Source organism: Brucella thiophenivorans, assembly GCF_002252445.1.
Classification (GTDB): Bacteria; Pseudomonadota; Alphaproteobacteria; order Rhizobiales; family Rhizobiaceae; genus Brucella; species Brucella thiophenivorans.
In genome coordinates this window covers 1-19,033 of sequence record NZ_NNRJ01000013.1, presented here as the reverse complement: position 1 = coordinate 19,033, position 19,033 = coordinate 1, and the positions used below count along the sequence as shown (strand labels likewise).

The window sequence follows — 19,033 nt, the reverse complement described above, 5'->3', positions numbered from 1 at the left end:
GTCACACCGCCCAGAACGACAATCTCGTGGCTCCAGATCCCATGGGGATGAATAGCGGCCGACGCTCTGCCAGAGTGAAGCTGTTCAACTCTTTTGTCTCTGGAGTATCTGCTATGGTCGTTGCACAAACGCATTCTACGCTATCGAACGTTAACCGCACTGATTTTGCCGCAATCTTCGTCTCGCTGGAGCTCAGTCTTTCAACATGGCTTGTGACATCGGCGTCCCCTGGCAGCGGCGATAAAATGTCGAAGCATTCTGTGCAAGGGGGCGATATAAATGCGCTGCTTGAACGCCTCAAACTGCTTCAGCAGAAAGCAAAGGTGCAAACAGGACTGGATTACCCTGTGATAACCATTCAGGAAGCCGGTCTGGATGGATTCTGGTTACACCGCGTTTTGTTGGCTAACGCGATCGAAAGCCACGTCGTGGACCCCGCATCTGTAGCTGTTTCACGTCGAAGCCGCCGCGCCAAAACCGACAGACTGGACGGTGAAGCATTGGTGAGAACGTTGCTTGCCTTCAAGCGTGGGGAACCTCGGGTCTGCGCCATGGTGAAAGTTCCAGAGCCAGAAGAAGAAGACCGACGCCGGATTTGTAGAGAACGCAAGGTTTTGATCGCAGAGCGCATTAAACATGTAAATCGCATCAAAGGTCTTCTTTTCGCTCAAGGCATCCGCGATTACAGGCCGGTCCGTAGCGACCGCCGTCAACGATTGGAGGAGTTCGTGACTGGAGATGGTCGTCCTCTTCCGATGCATGTGAAGATGCAAATTAGCCGTGAACTGGGCCGCCTCGAATTACTGTTAGAGCAAATCTCGGCCGCCGAGCAGGAACGTGATGCTTTGCTGCTCGAACAAGATAATTGCGATGCTGCCAAATCTACACCAGCAAGGATGCTACTCGACATCCGGGGACTTGGTTCTGAATTCGTTGCAATACTCTGGGCGGAAGGGCTTTTCCGTCATTTCGATAATCGCAGGCAAGTTGCTGCATATGCCGGTCTGGCACCCTCACCATGGCAAAGCGGTACGATCGATCGTGAGCAAGGCGTCTCAAAAGCCGGTAATGCGAGACTGCGAACGACGATGATCCAATTGGCGTGGCTGTGGCTGCGACACCAGCCGTGCTCAGCCCTGAGCCTCTGGTATAAGGCAAGAGTGCTATCGAACAACGGGCGTATGAAGAAGAGTTCGATTGTGGCATTGGCCCGCAAGTTGCTGGTTGCTTTGTGGAAGTATGTGACTGCGGGCGTCGTCATAGAGGGAGCCACAACGAAATCAGCATAACGATTGAATTTACCAAGTTTCTCTAATCGCCAGGACCTGATCAAGTCCAGGCCGATCCAGGTGGGCGAGCCGCAGTTTGATTTGGCTTTTCGACGCCGTGCTCCAGTATGGTTTCGTCTTCCTGAGCCATAGCCGCAACGTAAGCGGGATAAGGGTGCAGCTGCTTCAAACAGCGACCGTATGTGAGTTTGCACCGGCGTGGAAATACGCCGTGTCACAGACATGGTTCAGACCGTGGATCCGGGTGCCAATCGAAAGGAAAGCGCTTTGTTCAAAAAAAGATATTGACCCTGATATCCCCATGTGAGTCGAACTGGTAGGCCTCGCCGGGTGCGTAATAAAGCGGCACATAAGCCTCCGCCGTCACGGCCCCGCGCTCTTTCAACCACGAGCGTGCATAACGCCGGACTGTATCGTAGCCACCCGCGTAACCAAGATCGCGTAGATCTTCGAATATCCGGATCAAAGTCAGGCGTTCGCGCGAGGCCTTCGCCTCATTAGCTAGCAGTATTCCATCAAGATGATCACGCCAGGGACCGAGCTTTGGCTGCGGTTGACGGGAGCGCGCGTATTTGAAATCAGTCTCTTCACTGCGCAGAACCTTCCGCACAACTTTGCGCGAAACGCCCAGTTCCCGACAGATCGCTTTGATTGTTTTGCCCTGCACATGTGCAAGACGACGTATCTTCGAAATAGTCTCCACAATAAGCATCCAATAGAAAACCTCCGATTGAAATCGAAGGTCATGTTACCCTTTAAACAAGGGGTCCCGTTTGGATGCCGATAACCCCTCAAATGGGGTCCTTATTCCATGCTTAATGACACTGACGCATTTCGCGTTCTGAAGTGTCATCTATTGCTTATTGGTCCACTCAAGAATTGCCACAAGCTCGCCGTCGATGGTGCCACCATACGACGGTTGAGCCTGCGAAACTGAACGGCCAATTTTGTTGTCACTAACTATCTGAATATGTTGGGAGGTGATGATCATGATAGACCGACGTCCAAATAGGTGAACTTCCATATGAGATGAATAATCGAACTATGCTTTTCGTGAGTCGCCTGAATTCGCACTACTCCGCTTGATGCACTGCGGATTGTGCCAAAGGTGAACTTTGTACCGTCTTTCATTCTCCGGCGTACTCGATAAGACCGAAGCGATCTGCTTGTACTAAACAGTGTTTTCTCGTCCCTGAAATGCTTACAACAGTCTGCCGGGTTTAGGATTGGAAACCGGGCCCAAGCCCCTCAAGGTAGAGTAGCCAAAAGGCCTTGACGTTGTGAAGAAAGAAACGGCGAATTTCTATTCGCCGCGGAGGCAAAGGAATTTGGCAGGGAAATTGCTCTTTTGATCCCAAAACCACCGCCGGGATTGTTTGTCCGCTTGCACCGTTTGCTGAACGTCTGGCGTTAGAAGCCGGCCCATTGTCAGTATGGTTCTATCATACATTGAAAAAAGAAGCGTTGCCGGCGATCTGCGTCAATGTCCGTTATGCGAAAGTGCCACTCGATATAGCGGCAAACAAGACAGATGCGAATGATGCATACGGCTTTTCACAACTGGCAGAAGGCGGGTTCTTTCGCGAAGTCCGTGTTAAAGGCTTTGACAGCACGTTCACTCGCACCATCGTTGTAGCCCGCACCCTGCTGGCGGGTATCACCATTGAGCTTTCGAACCGAACCCGTGCGGTTATGAAAACTCTCTGACCGATCTTTCCCTGGGGCATTGAACCATCTTCCACAAGAATGTCCGTCATGTGCTTCCCGATCAGGATGCTCTGGCGTCCAAAAGATATTGCCAAGTTGTTTGAGCTTTGCGTTTGAGGTATCAAAACGTAATGAAATTACCCAGCTCCTTTCCCGCCTGAAGGGGTTTCGTTTTCCACGTGAGATTGTTGCCTACGCGGTCTGGAGGGTATCACCGATTTGCATTGAGCACGGCCGAGGTGGACGATTTTCTTGCTGAGCGTGGCGTACTCGTCAGCCGGGAAACCGTTCGCCTCTGGATCAATCGCTTTGGCCGCTATTTTACTCATTGTATTCGCAAAGACCGACCACAGCCGAATGACAAGTGGCACCTCGATGAGGTCGTCATCACGATCGGGGGAAAAAGTTTTGGCTTTGGCGGGCAATTGATGCGGGGGGATTACTAGGTCAGCTCGCGAACGCCCCATGCAACCAGTGTTGGCGTCCACTTTTTCCTTGTGGTTCGGCACCGGTAAAGGGACAGAGGTGCTGGCGACGATCATAATGACACTCTCTTGAGCCTGTGAGCAAGCATACAATAGCCTATCCCAGACACCGTTACGTTGTCAGCGAACGATCAAATTGGAGTTGTCCCATTTTATTTCCGCCTTATAATCTCCTTGCGGCGGTTATCTGCTTGGATGGAGTAGGCTATATCTTCCTCCCATTGTCGAATGCCTCATGCGTATCTTGTAAAATCCGTTGATATATTTTTAAAAGCGCTTAGGTCACTTGCCGGAGGGTTTGCCATGAATGTCGCCAAATAGCTCACCCTTCAGTGTTCTGAAGAATGCTTTAGATACATCATTATCCCAGCATTTTCCTTCTCTGCTCACAGATGCCGAGTGGGCAATTTACATCGCTTCATTCTTGTATCGACGCTGCATTTTTCTTATTTTGTTCCATTCTTTGGCACGCCATGGTTGGAAAGCCAAACCTACCATCCAAGATATCGAAAGTACACGAATGGCTTCCAATCGGGACTTCTCGAGTTCGCTATTTGACTTTTCAAGCTCTTGAACCCTCAAATTTGCGAGCTCTTGAGCAGTTCCTTGTTTTATTTGGTATTCTTGTATTTTTTCTAGTTCTCTCTTGATTAGTTGAGAGTGAAGAAGGTGCTCTCGTCCGTATACATCGCCCCATATCCATTCGACGTGTAAAAGCGCACCGCGCATCAGATCTATATGATCTATGCAATCCTGAGAGTTAAATCGGTTCTCAGTTCCGCTAGTCGTTATTTGATCCATGAAAGCGTCCAAAATAGCTTCTAGATCAAACCTCTCATGGAAGAATGGCAATTTGTTAATAGTGAATTTTTTCGCTTGAGCGTAGCCGTTCAGTAATTCTTCTACAATTTGTTCAGCGCTCTTCTTTACTGCTGTGCAGCGACCTGAAAAGTTTCTCTTTTCTGCGAGCTCGTAATTGGACACCGAGAGCCAACCGGGACCGCCAAAATGGTCGTAGCAGTAAACGGGGCAACCGCCGACTAGACTATATTGAACCGTTTTCCCGATAGACATGACAGCATCAGCAGCGTGTATGTCAGCTGGTTCAATGAGTTTCCTCATCCCGCCTATGCCAACATGATGACAGACAATCCCACTGTTTTTTAAAATCGAAAGAGCACTACTCACTTCTTCCGGGAGATGATTTGATACAACAAGCAGATTTTCCAATGATTTTGACCTAGCGACATTAGGCTTATGGAATTTCTTAGGTGCCGCATTTCTAAAATTACAAATAAATCCGTTTGCTGGAGCCCTGGACATTAGCTCTTCTTGTACTCGCTCAGCATTGAAAATAATTCCGTCAGCATACTTCGCAGAAAAAGGGTAATGATACGCCTCGGCTGGTGTTGAGGATGACAAATGGCTGGCAATAAAAATCCCTTTCCAGACCCTTAAGTCGCGTAGGCTTTCTGTGTTGAGTGCAAAATGCCCGTTCTGTGACCACACGATATCAAACTTAGAAATATCTATGCGGTGCGGCGATACGCTAACGCGTTCGTGTAGATTTGGCTTGAATACATCGGAAAATCTCTCAGCGCGAATGACCACGTTACCTCCTCTAGAAGCAAAGTAGTTCGCAATCTCTAGTGTTACAATTTCGGAACCGCTAAAGCCGCAAAAATCATGATTTATAATTGCTATTTTGAGCACAAACTTAACTCGTCTTAATCTATCTGACAGGTCGAAGTGAAAACATGTCTCACAATTTAACTTAAGGCACCATACAGCTGTGAAAAAGTTTGATTTAAAAGTTTTTAAGGTTGAAGGCGATGTTGGGACCGAAAAAGCTAGAGCCATAACCTAGGTCGTGTTATCAGATTGCCAGCAGGCTATTTATAAAGCGGTAGCAAAACCTTTTCGATCACGCGACTCTGGAAGGGCGATTTGGAAAAGAAGCGCAAATTTTAGCCGGTGGTACACCCCGCGGATGTCGCCCCAAACATTTCTGGGTGTCTCAAAAGAGCGGATGCTCATTTGCTTTCTTCTCAATGAGAATTATACTCGTGCGAGTTCGCTTAGATCTTTGACAACAAGAAAATCTTCCGCTTTCAGTTTGTGAAGTGGGCGAAAACGGTGGCATGAGAAGAAAGGCTCAAACGTACCGTTGGTGAATTGCACCGTTGTGTTTTTTATTTCTTCAAGACGAAGCGAAAGTGGAACACCCTTGGTGGGGTTTAAGTGGGCCGGAATAATCTCGCGAATTGTGTAAATTGTTCCTTTTCGCGGATAAATAACGCCAATCTTTTTATGAACGTCTTGGTTCACAAAATGATCTTTAATACATTCGACGTGCTGTCCAACCTTCATGGCCCTGTCCTGTGTCGCTTCTTGGCTGAAGCACTAAAACGTTTTGATCATATGATTTATTGCTTCACATGAGCTAATTACCGTCTGCGGCAAGGGTTTTCAATCATACAAATATCGTCAGTCAAATCTAATGATCAATCTGTTATAATTAGCAACTTGGAGACCTTTTGTTTCCGTATTCGAACAAAAATCAACTGGTTTATAGCAACTCTTAAGTTCGAATTTTCGCTGCAGTGAAAGGAGCGAAAATGCTTCTCGGTGACGCGAGTATCAGGGTTCATAGCATACAAGTAAGGGGTTGGAATCCCGCAACAAGCTTTTAGCGAGTGTAGCGCGATTCGGGGCGCTTGAAGTGATTCAGGAAATTTGAACCGCTAGGATAAGTGGAATTTCTGCCTGACATCGGCTTGTTGATTGCCGCTGAGAAGTGACCCGGTTTGGGGTGATATTTCCATTTAGAATTGACCCATGTTTGAACCTTCCTTCGTTTGTTTTTCAGCGAGGGCTATGGAGTGATCGACATGGCATTATTGAGCGTTATCCGACGCTGGCATTACCGGGACGAACTATCGATCCGCGAGATTGCCCGACGAACGGGCTTATCGCGGAACACCATTCGCAAGTACTTGCGTCTCAATGGCGTCGAGCCAAAGTTTCAGGTTCCGGACAGGCCAAGCAAACTCGACCTATTTTCTGACCGATTGACCGCATGGTTAAAGTCTGAAGATCGTATACCGCGCAAACAAAAGCGCACGGTGAAGCAGATGCACGCCGACCTTGTCGCTCTGGGCTATGAGGGATCATACAGTCGCGTTGCCACCTTTGCCCGCGAGTGGAAGGCCGATCTTCATATGCACAACCAGACATCAGGCCGGGGCACGTTTGTCCCTTTGAGCTTTGATGCTGGAGAAGCATTTCAATTTGACTGGTCGGAAGACTGGGCAATTATCGGCAATGAGCGGACAAAGCTTCGAGTCGCCCATACGAAGCTAAGTTATTCCAGGGCCTTTATCGTTCGCGCCTATCTCACACAGTCCCATGAGATGTTGTTTGATGCCCATAATCATGCCTTCCGTGTGCTTGGTGGCATTCCACGACGCGGCATCTATGACAATATGCGTACAGCCATCGACAAGGTCGGTCGAGGCAAAGAGCGTGACGTCAATATCCGCTTTCAGGCCATGGCCAGCCACTATCTGTTTGAACCAGACTTCTGCAATCCTGCATCGGGTTGGGAGAAGGGACAGATTGAGAAGAATGTTCAGGATTCTCGGCATCGGTTCTTTCAACCCGTTCCACGATTTGCTTCGCTGGATGAACTGAACGACTGGTTGGAAGAGCGTTGCAAGTTTTTCTGGGCAACCACAACGCATGGTAAAATGCGCGGCAGCATAGCCGATCTTTGGGCTGAAGAAGTCCAGACCCTTATGCCCGTTTCCCGATCTTTTGATGGCTTTGTCGAATATACCAAGCGCGTATCACCGACCTGCCTCGTTCACTTTGATCGTACGCGTTATAGTGTCCCAGCATCCTTTGCCAATCGCCCTGTAAGCCTGCGTGTCTATCCTGATCGTGTCGTGGTCGCTGCCGAAGGGCAGATCATTTGCGAGCATTCACGCATCTTCAATCGCTCTCACGAAGCACCAGGTCAAACCGTCTATGATTGGCGGCACTATTTGTCGGTCATTCAGCGAAAGCCCGGCGCATTGCGCAATGGCGCTCCTTTCACGGAGCTGCCTGAAGCGTTTCGCACACTCCAGCTTCATCTGTTGAAGAAGCCGGGCGGCGATAAGGAAATGGTCGATATTCTTTCCCTCGTCTTACAACATGACGAACAGGCTGTTCTCTTGGCGGTCGACATGGCGCTGAAGTCGGGAGTGCCGACAAAAACCCATATCCTCAATTTGCTTCACCGTTTGGTCGACGGCAAATCTCTCATTCCACCCCCGATTAATGCGCCGCAGGCACTGACCCTTAACAATGAACCCAAGGCCAATGTCGAACGCTACGACACCTTGAGAAAGACGGAGGCTCGTCATGCGTCATAATCCAGCGAGTGGTGCAATCGTAATCATGTTACGGCAATTGAAGATGCATGGCATGGCACAAGCAGTTGGTGAACTCACCGAACAAGGGTCGCCAGCTTTCGAGGCAGCTATTCCAGTTCTGTCACAGCTGCTTAAGGCGGAAACGGCGGAGCGTGAAGTCAGATCAGTTGCTTACCAGCTCAAAACTGCACGCTTTCCAGCCTACCGTGATCTGAACGGCTTTGACTTCGCAAGCAGTGAGATAAACGAGGCATTGGTCCAGCAGCTGCATCGCTGTGACTTTCTCAATGATGCAAACAACATTGTTCTGGTTGGTGGACCCGGAACGGGTAAAACTCATATCGCCACCGCTATTGGTGTCCAGGCGATTGAATACCACCACAAACGTGTCCGGTTCTTCTCAACGGTTGAACTTGTGAATGCACTTGAGCAGGAAAAAGCCCAAGGCAAATCGGGACAGATCGCCAACCGGCTCATTTATTCCGATCTCGTCATTCTTGATGAGCTCGGATATCTGCCATTCAGTGCATCAGGTGGCGCTCTTTTATTCCATCTGCTCAGCAAACTTTACGAGCGCACGAGCGTCATAATCACAACCAATCTTAGCTTCAGTGAATGGGCAAGCGTGTTTGGCGACGCCAAAATGACGACTGCATTGCTCGACAGGCTCACCCATCACTGCCACATCCTAGAAACTGGAAATGACAGCTTCAGGTTCAAAAACAGTTCCGCTCAGGAGCCAAAACGAGCAAAGGAATACACGAAACTTGACCGTGAATAAAAACCCGAACATTAATTAAAAGGCGGGTCAATTCTCGGTGGAAAAACCGGGTCACTTCTCAGCGGCAATCAACAATAAGTGATTCAGAATAATTCCCATGCTAGTCTGAACAGTATCCAACACAAAACTTGGTCAAATTCGGGCTAAATTCAACAGAATAATATAAAATTTATTTTTTTATTGCTTGTAAATTTTGTAATATAATGAAAACATTTTCAACTTTATATAATAAAGTATGGGGTGAGAGAGTTTATTTTTGGTATCCACAGATTGAAGCCGAAGCTCCCTCGCAAAGTACAGCCTTTGCAAGGGAACCTGAACTTCAGCGCTACTGCTTTTTCAAGAACTCAGCATGGTATTCGTCTGCCATTTTTCGGAGTGAGCGGCCAATAGCGGCATACTCAAACTCGTTCAAGTTAGCGAGTGATGCACGCCCTGATGGATGCTGGGTTCCAAATCCTCTGCCGGGGAGCAAAATAATGCCCGTTTCATCCGCAATTCGGAACAGCAATTCGTTCGCCGTAAAATGTTTTTTCATCCACGCAGCAAACTCTTCGCCATAAAGCTTCCTGGAAATTTTCTCGAGATCCAGAAGCGTGTAGTAATCAACGGAATTTTCGTTATCAGGCATCTCTATGCCCAACTCGGCATAGAGGGCCGCCTGTCTGCGGCGAATGACCCGCTTAAGTGTTGCTTTGTAGCTGTCTTGTTCATCCATGAGTGCAAACAGCGAGAAAAGTACCATCTGAACCTGCTGCGGAGTGGAAAGCCCGGCAGTGTGATTTAATGCAACTGTTCTACTATCTGCCACCAGCCTATCGATGAATTTAAGCGAAGACACATCCGTTATGATTGAAGAGTACCGCCGTTCAAGCGCTTTCTTCTGATCATCAGGTAGCTTAGTGATCGCTGCATCAAGCACGTTGTCATGATGAAGGGCGACCGTTCCCAAGCGCCAACCTGTGGCACCAAAGTATTTCGAATAGGAATAAACGAGGATGGTATTGTTAGGACAAATCGCAAAAAGCGATTTAAAGTTGTCAGCGAATGTACCGTAAACATCGTCGGTTAAAACAATAAGATCAGGTCGATCGTTTTTGACGATCTCCGCGATTTTCTGCAAGCTCCGTTCATCAAGCTTCACAGAGGGCGGATTGCTTGGATTAATGCAGAAGAAAACTTTAATCGCTGGATCTTTGAGTTTATCGAGCTCGGAATCCGGATACTGCCAATCCGCATCAGGATCAGCGTTGATAGCTACTTCTTCAAGTCCGTAAGCATCAAGCTCAGGGATTTCAATATAAGGCGTGAAGACCGGCATACCGATGGCGACTTTGTCACCTTTTTTGACAAGGTGATTTTTCTTCAACGTGTCAAACACGTAAGTCATCGCCGCAGTTCCGCCTTCGGTCGCGAAGACATCGACATCTTTGCTTGAAATATGCCCGCCAACCATCTCTTTCATAAGATACTGACGGACAATATCTTCACTCACACGCAGCATTCGTGGCGGAACAGGATAATTACATCCCAGAATACCTTCAACCATCTCATGGAGGAAATCGGAAGCAGACAAACCAAGCTGATCGCGAACATAGCTTATAGCACGACGTAGAAAATCAACGCCCTCCTGGTCACGGTTGTCAGCAAGGAAGCGCTCAAATCGAGCTTCTATCCCCTCAATACGTGGCAGGCCACCTATACCTTGTTGCATATAGGAAAAAGAAAGCTCAGACTCTGTCGCTGCAAATAATCCAAGCCGGAAAAAACCACGTCTTGGTAGTGTGGCAAGGAAGTTTGGGTTACCCCGACCGGCATTCAGCATGACCATATCTGTTTTGGTAGATGCCAATTTAATGAGTTCATCCTTAAGTTCAAACGGGCTGAGCTTAGCGAACTGGCTATAATCGGTCATGGCTTCTCTCCTGGAATTTAAACGAAGGCGATGATTAGCGGCCCGAGCAAAGTTAAGAAAACATTTGCAAGAGCGTAGGTGATGGCAAAGGGTGTAGTAGGAACAGAGTTTCCGGCCTTATCAAGCACTTCACCAAAAGCAGGGTTGGCACTGCGGGAGCCAGTAAGCGCACCCGCAAACACTGCAACATTTTCGTAGCGAAGAATATAACGCCCAACAAGCATCGTGATTATAAGCGGCACAATTGTCACAATAACGCCTGCGACAAAGATCGACAGCCCGCTCTGAACAATGGTGGTTACCGCTTGCTGTCCAGACTGGAGACCAACCACAACCACAAAACCAGCAAGACCAAGATCTCGTAGCAATGTGGATGCAGCAGTTGGCATATTGCCGAGCGTCATATGTCGGCTTTTGAACCAGCCAAACACGAGGCCCGACATAAGCGCGCCACCGCCCGATCCCAGTGTGAGCGGGATAGAGCCTATTCTGACGACAGCCAACCCAATGAGCAAACCGATCGCAATGCCCAGGCCATGGAAAACAAAGTCAGTCTTATCACTTGGAATAATCACTGGACCAACGCGCGTCGTCAAACGTTGCAGATCTTCCTGTACGCCATGAACAGTGACAATGTCACCCGTCTTGATAACTGTGTCATTGGTGAGGTCAACTTTGCTGCCACCACGTGTCACATTGAGTATGTAGACGCCATGCTGCAAATCATCACTGCTTTTGAGAATCTCAGCGACAGTATGGTCAGCGAATTCTTTATTGCTAACGGCTATGTCACGAGTCGTTACAACCAGTTCCATGCCTTCGCTGCCGGACACCTCTGTACCAAGCACTTCTTCCAAACCTATAACGCCATTCCGGCGACCAACGATTAGTAACAAATCACCGGCAAGCAGCTTGGTGGTTGCTTCAATACCAATGATTTTTCCATTGCGCTTGATCCGTTCGATGGTGACTGCACGGCCGCCAATCGTCAGGGCTCCACCGCTTGTCAGGGCCTCAACATCGCTGACAGTTTTACCTGCAGCAGGACCGATCCGGTAAACACGGCCTACAAGATCTGGCAGTGCGGGTGCCTCACCGACGCCATATACTTTTGCGCCCATTAACATTTCGGCTTCTGCCTTAAGGGCATCATCGCGAATGCTACGTTTCATGAACCATGGTAAAATGTTAACGCAGACAATAATCGCGCCAAACGATCCAAAGATGTAAGTGACGGCATAGCCAATAGCGACGTTTGACTGCAAACGTTGCACTTCATCGGTTGCAAGCCCGAGTTTCTCGATTGCAGAGCCTGCTGTACCGATAATCGCCGATTGTGTTAGACCGCCCGCTGCAATACCAGCCGCAATTCCTTTATCTAGCCCCATGAGCTTCGCAAGTACAATAACTGTTGCAAGGCCACTAATAGCGAGTACAGCGGCCATTATAATTTCGCGTACTGACTGTCGTCCGAGAGAGCGGAAGAATTGCGGACCACTCTCAAAACCAACCGCATAAATAAACAAAGCGAAAAGCACCGCCTTAATGCCGTTGTCAATTTCTACGCCAACCTGGCTGATTAAAACCGCAGCCAGCAATGAACCTGCTACGCCACCAAGCTGAAATTTGCCAAATTGGATCTTACCAACCCAGTACCCGATAGCTAATGATAGAAACAACGCGATCTCTGGCGAATGTTTAAATATATCACTGAGAGCAGACATTATATTTCCCTACCAAGACGCGCAAAACGTCGACTTTCGATCCATTATTACAGGTAGATTAGAAAAAATATCGTGTTGAAGTCCAGAGTTTTTATATAATAATATTAATATACTTGTTTTAAAGATTATTAATTCGCAAATACAATGAGAAATCACTCATCAAGACTGGCTTCTTAGCCAGAAATGATGCCTGATGTAAAGTAATGTCTTTAGGTGTTATTTAATTATTTTTTTATATCAACAGTCAGGAATTTCAGCTCACCAACTTTTTTAAATTCGTCGCTGACGTCGCTGGCAATACCATTCTCAAGAGTCAGATCATCAACCAAATCGAGCTTCATCTGGTCAGCGCCAGAAGCTAGGTTTAAATCTTTAATGTTCACCCAGATAATGTTCGGGCGCGTCGTCGACTCAAAAACATAGCGCTTATTGGTAAGGTCGATGACGACCTGCCACAAAGTCTGCGATGCTTCAGGCGCTTGCGGATCTGGGATTCTGAACGGTTGAGCTGCATTGCGCATGACGCTCATCATCGAAGCGACAGCCTGCACCTCGGTTTTCGGCCGCGGCAATCGGCTGACATAATAACTGGCCCTCGCAAACCGATCACTCGCTTTCGTCGAACCGGGTATGGGCTGATTTCCACCAAGCCCATTTATACTTTTAACTAGCTCCAATTGCTGATCATAGGTTGGTGAATTGGTCATGACGCGATATTCAGCACTGTGATAAACAACCGGCTTGCCACCAACATACTCTATGATACACGAATCCCCTGTGGCGTCCTCGAGTGCAAGATGGAGAGCGAGAGGAACGCCGCCTGTCGGATCATCCATTTGCACGACTTGAACATTCGTTGCCTCGATCCATTCTACAGCTTGAGATACCGTTTCAAAATTATCCAGAAAATATTGCAGCCATATCGCTTGACTGAGTTTAGGGCGCCCCTCGTTCAATTCACCATATTCCGACTCTGCCAACCACAGAATATGACCTGCCAGCCCCACTTCATTCAAACCATCCACCGAAACAATATCGAAACACGTCGCAACAATGCTTCCATATTTCGAGGTCCATTTTAAATCACCGTGCACCCCATCATTTCTCTCAATGCCGCGCGGCTGCGTCCAAAGGTTCGTCATGAGATCCTTGTAAAAATCCATATTTCGGCCAGCTATTACCAAACCATTGTCATCGGACCAGAGAACTCTAGTGCACATTCAAAACCCCCACAAAATATAAATTGTGATCTACATTATTCGTATACCTTTTTCAGTTTATTGAATTCATGATTATATGCAACACATCATATAAATAAAGAATGTAATTCAAATTTAAATGATTTTGATTATTGATAGACGATTATTCCTTCATTTGAAGTTTTATATTTACCTATAGCTAAGAGTATCGATAATTAAGCAGCAATCTTGTAACACGAAAAACTTGGGGGCATTCAGAAATGGATCTAACAACTGACCTAATAAAGTATGTTTCGATTGTCGTGATAGGCCTTCTACCAATTATGAATCCATTGACGACCATACCTTTGTATATGTCGTTGACCAAACACATGAGTGCGGAAAACAAACGCGCACAGGCACAAAAGACGAGCATTTACGCGTTTCTGATCCTGACTGTGTTCTTGCTCCTCGGGAACGGTATCATTAAATTGTTTGGTATCTCGTTACCCGGCATTCGCGTTGCCGGCGGTATCATCATCATGATATTGGCCTTGCGGATGATCTTTTCCGGAGAAGATACCTCTTCCCAAGTGGACGCAGATCCCGCAGCAATCAAGAAAGCCGATCTTGATTATTCGTTTTCACCGCTTGCAATGCCAAGTTTGGCGGGTCCCGGCTCAATAGCCGTCGTTATGGGCTTCTCATCCCAAATACCAAGTGACCATAACATCTTCGGCCACCTGGTTATCGCCATCGGCGTGGCCATCATGTCGATCATTGCCTACATCGGATTGTTATCATCCAACTGGATCGAAAAGTTTCTTGGGGAGCACGGTATGCAAGCTGTTACGAAAATTATGGGTTTCCTTTTAACCTGTCTCGCTGTTCAGTTTCTTGCGTCCGGCATAAGCCAGTTCATCACGGAATTCAGCAAACTTTAGCACTGTTGCATGGATTTATCTTACAAGCGGCTAGTTCATAATCGTCAAGAATTGGCGGTTCTCCCAATCACCTTCCGTGACTCTGGACTGGAGTACAGAAATTTCGCCGCCACCGTCGATTTACCAAGTGTTAGTCGCTGGACCGTCAGGTCCTTAACCTCATCATTTGCTAGCCGCAAGTTGGTTGCGGACTTGTGAAGCGCATCTTTTGTTTCTTCCAAATCTTTGGTAGCTTCATCCATACGCTTAGTTGCTTCTTCAAACCCATCGGACGCCAGACGCTAGTTTAAGATCGTCAAGCTGGCTTTCAAAATTGATAATGTCGACGTTTCACGCTTTCACCAAAGCCAGTTCAGTCTTATATTTTTGCAAAGTCATAGCCGCATCAATATGCCGGTACAATTCCTGCGGCGTTGTTGCACTGAATACTCCTGAGTTTATAGTACGTAGATTTTATGTTTTTAGGCTGCGGTGATGCTCCATAAATTCAATGTTAATCAACGGGACAAGATACCGCGACATGAAAGCGCCGTCGTGGCGGCTCTCTAGTCACTGCGCATGTAGCTCAGGAGCGCGCTGCAGAAGCTGATGCCATTCTGGCGGGCACCAACAGAGTTGATGTCGCCACGCGTCGCAAACTCTACACGGCGGAAGGCTGGATGCAATTTGACTCTGATACTGATTCTTACACGCCGGAGGAAATTGAGCGCGAACGCAGTCATTACCTCTAAGTGAAAGAGCGGGCGAAAGCCCGCTTTTTCGTATTATGAAGAATGGAAACGAATTTCCATTTCTTCCTCACTCGCAAAGGAAGAGAGAAGGCGCTCGACCGACAATGGTACCCCCGACACCATAAATTCATAAGACATCGGGGGATACGCTCTTTTTAGCTGCCAACTTTACTAAGAATTGCGAACAAATCCTTTGTTGTGTGGTTTTCCAGCTCTTTTACTATCTGCTTCACATCAGTTGATAGCGACGAGCTGATATTTCCTTCTGTCAACATGTCGAACTTATCGACTGAATCTTGCCATGTGAATGGATGGGACGGCATGCCTGGATAATTGCTGACTTCATGAGTGACTTTGCTGCCATCATTCAGAGTAATGTTTACCCTTGCGCAGAAGTCCTTCGGATAGCGTTTTGTGAAATCATCATCGACAGAGATTGTGACCCGATTCAATAGGCCCTGGACATCATCTCGTGTGATACGTGACTGCTCAAACTGTGGCTGCATGACTTCACGATCCAGAGCTGCGACAGCCAGCAGATACGGCAATGAGTGGTCAGCCTGTTCTTTAGATGTAATGTTTTCATGTGCTTTGCCGTAGAGACCACCACCAGCAAAGTCGAACGTAATCTGCGGCACATCAGCGTGGATGGCTGAAATGTTTTTCGCATCCACGTTTTTCTCTTTAATGAGACACATGATGCATTCGACGGCTGCTTGCGTATGAATCATCGCAACGTATTTTTTGATAGTAGCGGTCGCAATGCCTTCATATTTTGCATTCGCCCAATCAATATCGAGCGGTCTACCAAGCAAGTTTTCGATACCATTTGGTCCTTCAACAATTGCGAGCGGACCCTCTACGCCTTCTTTCGCAAGATAGAGCGCATTGAACAAACCAAGTGTTGATTGTGCGGATGCAAGACCCTTCCACTGCGACAACGGTTTTGCACGAATGCCAGCGAATGAGGCATCACTTGCGGCAGCCATTGCGATTGCATGTGCGATCTGTTGCTTCTTCATCTTAAGCAAGCGGCCTGCGGCAGCGGTGACAGAGAATGCAAGCTGTGTCGTGTGGTCGAAACCACGCGTCATGAAGTTACCTTGCTCAACAAGATATGACTGGATCGACCATCCAATTGCAGCACCCAACATCAAGTCTTTGCCTGACGCATCAGCAATGAGAGCAGCGGTCAGAACACCACCAAAGTTGTCTGCAGTGTGAGCAGTTTCAGTTGGAGCAAGAATGTTGTCCATTGCGTCCACATAACGCACAAGCGCAGTATGCCAGAAAGCTGCATAAGCTGGTGTTGATTGCCCTCCCCCAATTAGAGCGACACTTCCAGTTGGTGCCATTGCAGTGACCACATTGCGACAAGCATTCACTGGTCCCGCACCAAGGGCTGCAATCTGACAACCGATGGAATCTAGGATGTGAACGGGAAGCTGTTCTTTCGAGAGATCAGACAGTGAATCGTAATCTGCACGCAGGGTGTAATCAACGATGCTTTCAATCTTAGTCATGTGTAATTCCCTTTATTCCCAAGCCAATTATCGAGTGACGAGATTAGACAACGATTGCCATTATGATGGTCAAAGTGATCATCATGCCGAAAGTGGTGATAGCCAAAAGTGAAGAAGCTTCTTCCTGGTAAGCTTTGTATCGCGTTGCCAACAATACGATCAGCGGTGCCGATGGCAGTGCGCAAAGAAGCAGGTTTTCTTTAAAAGCGGTTGATGTCGTGTCCCTAAAACCAACGTACATCAGGACAAAGAACAACACAGGCAGTAGTATGTTTTTCATGACTGCAAAAGTGATGACTTCGGCGTTCACTTTGAATTGGTTTACCGCAATCGTCATACCCGCCACAAAAACAGCAGTACCTGCAGTGGCTTTACCAATCAGTTCGAGCGATGACAGGAAAAACTCAGGCATCTTGATGTCGATGAAGACAAGAACAAATGCAATCAACGGTGCAAGCACGAACGGTGTCTTGAAAATAGAATCAAAGACTGAAGAAGCCACCAGCTTCCCGACCGAACTGTGATTACCAGCTTGCTTAGCCATCGCCATTTTAATGATAACGATTGCTACAGGTACCAGGAAAATATTCACTACGAGTGAAAAAACACTGACAGCAATATCCGCACGATCTCCATAAAGACCACCTAAGAGAGCAGGTCCATAGAATGGTCCAGCCGCGAAGCTTGCTCCCAAGCCAGCTATCGAAGATTCAACAGCATTTCGTTTGAACACAAACATCGCTAACGAGAAAGCGATGAAGAACATGATCAGCACAGTCGCTGTTAGCCCGACGAACTGCGGCAACTGGTTTATGATTGCTTCCCTGGACACCGTTACTGTTCCGAAAAACAGCATAGCTGGCAAAGCAAAAGTGAGCACGAGCTCATTAATTGCAGTTAGCGGTGCAGGACCATCACCGAAAGCCTTCTTCTTTTCTGCAACGAAGCCAAGAATAAGAACAAGGACGATAGGAGCAACAATTGTGAGGGATTGGAGTAAACCGCTCATTGTTAATTCACTCCCGCGTTTTTAGGGGTGAATTGTTCTAAGCCTTCAGCATTGATGATACCCTTAGCCTCTGGTGAGGCAAGATACGCAATAAGTTCTTTAGCTTGCGGGATTTTATCACTGCCGTTCACGACCCCAATAGAGAAGACGTTCGTCTGCTGCCACTCTTTTGGAATTGGGATGACTAACTGAACGCCATTATCACCCTTGGTAAAAGGCTCAATTTCGCTGATCTCTTGAAAACCGAGATCATACGCCCCGTCAGCAACTCGTTTTGCAACACGGTCACCAATAACTTTCTCCATCTTAGCGACCAATTTTGCATAAACATCGGGCGCAAATTTTGGGAAAATCTCAGTAGACAAATGCGTACCGCTCATGCTCGCGGAATAGCCAATTTTAGTTGCATTCAGCATCGCATCGATAGCTGCATCAACAGTACTCATATCTGGAATAGTAGTACCATGTGGAACCACAGCACCGATATGCGAAAACACCAGTTTTGCGTGAACATTCGCGTCTATCAGATTCTCACTGACGAGAACTTCGAGCTCTTTTTCAGCGAGAATAACAACATCAAATTTTTCGCCCCGCGATAATCTATGCGGAATTGATGTCTCGGATTCACCGATAGAAGAACCTGAGGATAAATTAATATGAACTCCCGAATTTTTCTGAAAAGGTTCAATTAATTCTTCCATCACCTCATAAAAAGCACCGGAGCTTATCACATTCAGATTATTTTTGATTTCTGATTTAATATCCATATTTCAACCCTCGCCCATTTGAATATGTAATCAAACAAATTCAACGTAGTTAAAATATTATATTAGGCAATAACCATTGTTCGAATTGGTTAATTCATCATTTTGATTAAATACTACAATTTTATTACAATTTTGATTTGTTATATTCACGCCGACATGAGTTAATATATTTATTAACTTAGAGAATATTACTATGAGAAATTCAAAATCAACTACAAATTTAAAGACATCATATCAGCAGAAATTTGAGAAACTTTGTAAAAAGCTGGATATGGAAGCAGTATTTAATTTGATGAATACTAAATTTGATACGAACTATCTTTCCATTCCAAAAGTGATTGATGACAAATACAGAGTGGTGCTCGAAAGACAGGGCATAGATGTCGAAAAACTCGATAGAAATTGGATAGCTATAAGCTCTGATTCCAAAAATCTGAGAGACGATGCTGCTATTTTTGTGAAGAATAACGATGGTGAGACAATAATGGTGTATCCGAAGCTAAATTTTTCATTCTGTGTATCAAGTAGAAGTGGCTCGGTTTGTCTGAACAGTTTTGGGCGT

General features: G+C 46.9%; 14 protein-coding genes and 2 pseudogenes. 7 read left to right on the top strand and 9 right to left on the bottom strand.

The features are described 5' to 3' along the window. Window positions 1–113: 113 nt before the first annotated feature. Window positions 114–1,289, top strand: a complete 1,176-nt coding sequence (locus tag CEV31_RS04170; RefSeq protein ID WP_094505640.1) for an IS110 family RNA-guided transposase — start codon at window positions 114–116, stop codon at window positions 1,287–1,289. Between the two features lie 307 nt (window positions 1,290–1,596). On the opposite strand, the pseudogene CEV31_RS04165 reads toward CEV31_RS04170, so the two are convergent. After that, a pseudogene (locus CEV31_RS04165) lies at window positions 1,597–2,001 on the bottom strand (IS21 family transposase); the annotation flags it as partial. A gap of 713 nt (window positions 2,002–2,714) precedes the next feature. Between CEV31_RS04165 and CEV31_RS04160 the strand changes: the two are divergent. Both CEV31_RS04160 and CEV31_RS04155 read left to right on the top strand, forming a co-directional pair. Continuing rightward, a complete protein-coding gene (locus CEV31_RS04160) occupies window positions 2,715–2,996 on the top strand; it encodes a transposase (protein ID WP_143850902.1) in 282 nt (93 codons plus the stop codon). Window positions 2,997–3,127: 131 nt separating this feature from the next. Further along, window positions 3,128–3,435: pseudogene (locus CEV31_RS04155) on the top strand (IS6 family transposase); the annotation flags it as partial. Window positions 3,436–3,889: 454 nt separating this feature from the next. Here the strand turns inward: CEV31_RS04155 and CEV31_RS04150 are convergent. Together CEV31_RS04150 and CEV31_RS04145 are read right to left on the bottom strand one after the other, a co-directional pair. Then, complete coding sequence (locus CEV31_RS04150) at window positions 3,890–5,092, bottom strand: hypothetical protein (RefSeq protein WP_143850901.1); 1,203 nt, start codon at window positions 5,090–5,092, stop codon at window positions 3,890–3,892. Window positions 5,093–5,539: 447 nt separating this feature from the next. After that, window positions 5,540–5,851 (bottom strand): hypothetical protein, encoded by a 312-nt coding sequence (locus tag CEV31_RS04145; RefSeq protein ID WP_094505637.1) that lies wholly within the window; start codon window positions 5,849–5,851, stop codon window positions 5,540–5,542. A gap of 521 nt (window positions 5,852–6,372) precedes the next feature. On the opposite strand from CEV31_RS04145, the gene istA reads away from it, so the two are divergent. Beyond that, window positions 6,373–7,899: an IS21 family transposase gene (istA, locus tag CEV31_RS04140; protein WP_143850900.1), complete on the top strand. Its 1,527-nt coding sequence runs from the start codon at window positions 6,373–6,375 to the stop codon at window positions 7,897–7,899. Next, window positions 7,889–8,680 carry an IS21-like element helper ATPase IstB gene (istB, locus tag CEV31_RS04135; protein ID WP_094505636.1) on the top strand — a complete coding sequence of 264 codons (792 nt, stop codon included), beginning with the start codon at window positions 7,889–7,891 and terminating at the stop codon, window positions 8,678–8,680. Before istA ends, istB begins: the two co-directional genes overlap by 11 nt. Window positions 8,681–9,008: 328 nt before the next feature. On the opposite strand, the gene CEV31_RS04130 is transcribed toward istB, so the two are convergent. The 3 genes from CEV31_RS04130 to CEV31_RS04120 form a co-directional block, all read right to left on the bottom strand. Beyond that, entirely contained in the window at window positions 9,009–10,595 is a 1,587-nt protein-coding gene (locus tag CEV31_RS04130) for a bifunctional aspartate transaminase/aspartate 4-decarboxylase (RefSeq protein WP_094505635.1), read from the bottom strand. A 17-nt stretch (window positions 10,596–10,612) separates the two neighbouring features. Continuing rightward, window positions 10,613–12,319: an aspartate-alanine antiporter gene (gene aspT, locus CEV31_RS04125; protein ID WP_094505634.1), complete on the bottom strand. Its 1,707-nt coding sequence runs from the start codon at window positions 12,317–12,319 to the stop codon at window positions 10,613–10,615. A 224-nt stretch (window positions 12,320–12,543) separates the two neighbouring features. Then, on the bottom strand, window positions 12,544–13,539 hold the full coding sequence (locus CEV31_RS04120; protein ID WP_094505633.1) for a linear amide C-N hydrolase: 996 nt from the start codon (window positions 13,537–13,539) through the stop codon (window positions 12,544–12,546). A gap of 239 nt (window positions 13,540–13,778) precedes the next feature. Here CEV31_RS04120 and CEV31_RS04115 point away from each other — a divergent pair, with 239 nt between their 5' ends. After that, window positions 13,779–14,441 carry a MarC family NAAT transporter gene (locus tag CEV31_RS04115; protein WP_094505632.1) on the top strand — a complete coding sequence of 221 codons (663 nt, stop codon included), beginning with the start codon at window positions 13,779–13,781 and terminating at the stop codon, window positions 14,439–14,441. 886 nt (window positions 14,442–15,327) lie between these two features. Here the strand turns inward: CEV31_RS04115 and CEV31_RS04100 are convergent. Genes CEV31_RS04100 through CEV31_RS04090 form a run of 3 tightly spaced genes read right to left on the bottom strand, consistent with a single transcriptional unit; the run spans window position 15,328 to window position 18,471 of the window. Continuing rightward, on the bottom strand, window positions 15,328–16,695 hold the full coding sequence (locus CEV31_RS04100) for an MmgE/PrpD family protein (RefSeq protein ID WP_094505631.1): 1,368 nt from the start codon (window positions 16,693–16,695) through the stop codon (window positions 15,328–15,330). Window positions 16,696–16,738: 43 nt separating this feature from the next. Beyond that, entirely contained in the window at window positions 16,739–17,704 is a 966-nt protein-coding gene (locus CEV31_RS04095; protein ID WP_094505630.1) for an AEC family transporter, read from the bottom strand. A 2-nt stretch (window positions 17,705–17,706) separates the two neighbouring features. Continuing rightward, complete coding sequence (locus tag CEV31_RS04090) at window positions 17,707–18,471, bottom strand: substrate-binding domain-containing protein (protein ID WP_094505629.1); 765 nt, start codon at window positions 18,469–18,471, stop codon at window positions 17,707–17,709. 193 nt (window positions 18,472–18,664) lie between these two features. Here CEV31_RS04090 and CEV31_RS21205 point away from each other — a divergent pair. Then, on the top strand, window positions 18,665–19,033 hold a 369-nt coding region (locus CEV31_RS21205; RefSeq protein ID WP_210190880.1), incomplete at its 3' end, for a hypothetical protein.

Coding starts and splice junctions, on each gene's coding strand:
- CEV31_RS04120 (WP_094505633.1), bottom strand. CDS start 13,539: ATGTGCACTAGAGTTCTCTGGTCCGATGACAATGGTTTGGTAATAGCT.
- CEV31_RS04100 (WP_094505631.1), bottom strand. CDS start 16,695: ATGACTAAGATTGAAAGCATCGTTGATTACACCCTGCGTGCAGATTAC.
- aspT (WP_094505634.1), bottom strand. CDS start 12,319: ATGTCTGCTCTCAGTGATATATTTAAACATTCGCCAGAGATCGCGTTG.
- istB (WP_094505636.1), top strand. CDS start 7,889: ATGCGTCATAATCCAGCGAGTGGTGCAATCGTAATCATGTTACGGCAA.
- CEV31_RS04145 (WP_094505637.1), bottom strand. CDS start 5,851: ATGAAGGTTGGACAGCACGTCGAATGTATTAAAGATCATTTTGTGAAC.
- CEV31_RS04095 (WP_094505630.1), bottom strand. CDS start 17,704: ATGAGCGGTTTACTCCAATCCCTCACAATTGTTGCTCCTATCGTCCTT.
- CEV31_RS04170 (WP_094505640.1), top strand. CDS start 114: ATGGTCGTTGCACAAACGCATTCTACGCTATCGAACGTTAACCGCACT.
- CEV31_RS04115 (WP_094505632.1), top strand. CDS start 13,779: ATGGATCTAACAACTGACCTAATAAAGTATGTTTCGATTGTCGTGATA.
- istA (WP_143850900.1), top strand. CDS start 6,373: ATGGCATTATTGAGCGTTATCCGACGCTGGCATTACCGGGACGAACTA.
- CEV31_RS04130 (WP_094505635.1), bottom strand. CDS start 10,595: ATGACCGATTATAGCCAGTTCGCTAAGCTCAGCCCGTTTGAACTTAAG.
- CEV31_RS04090 (WP_094505629.1), bottom strand. CDS start 18,471: ATGGATATTAAATCAGAAATCAAAAATAATCTGAATGTGATAAGCTCC.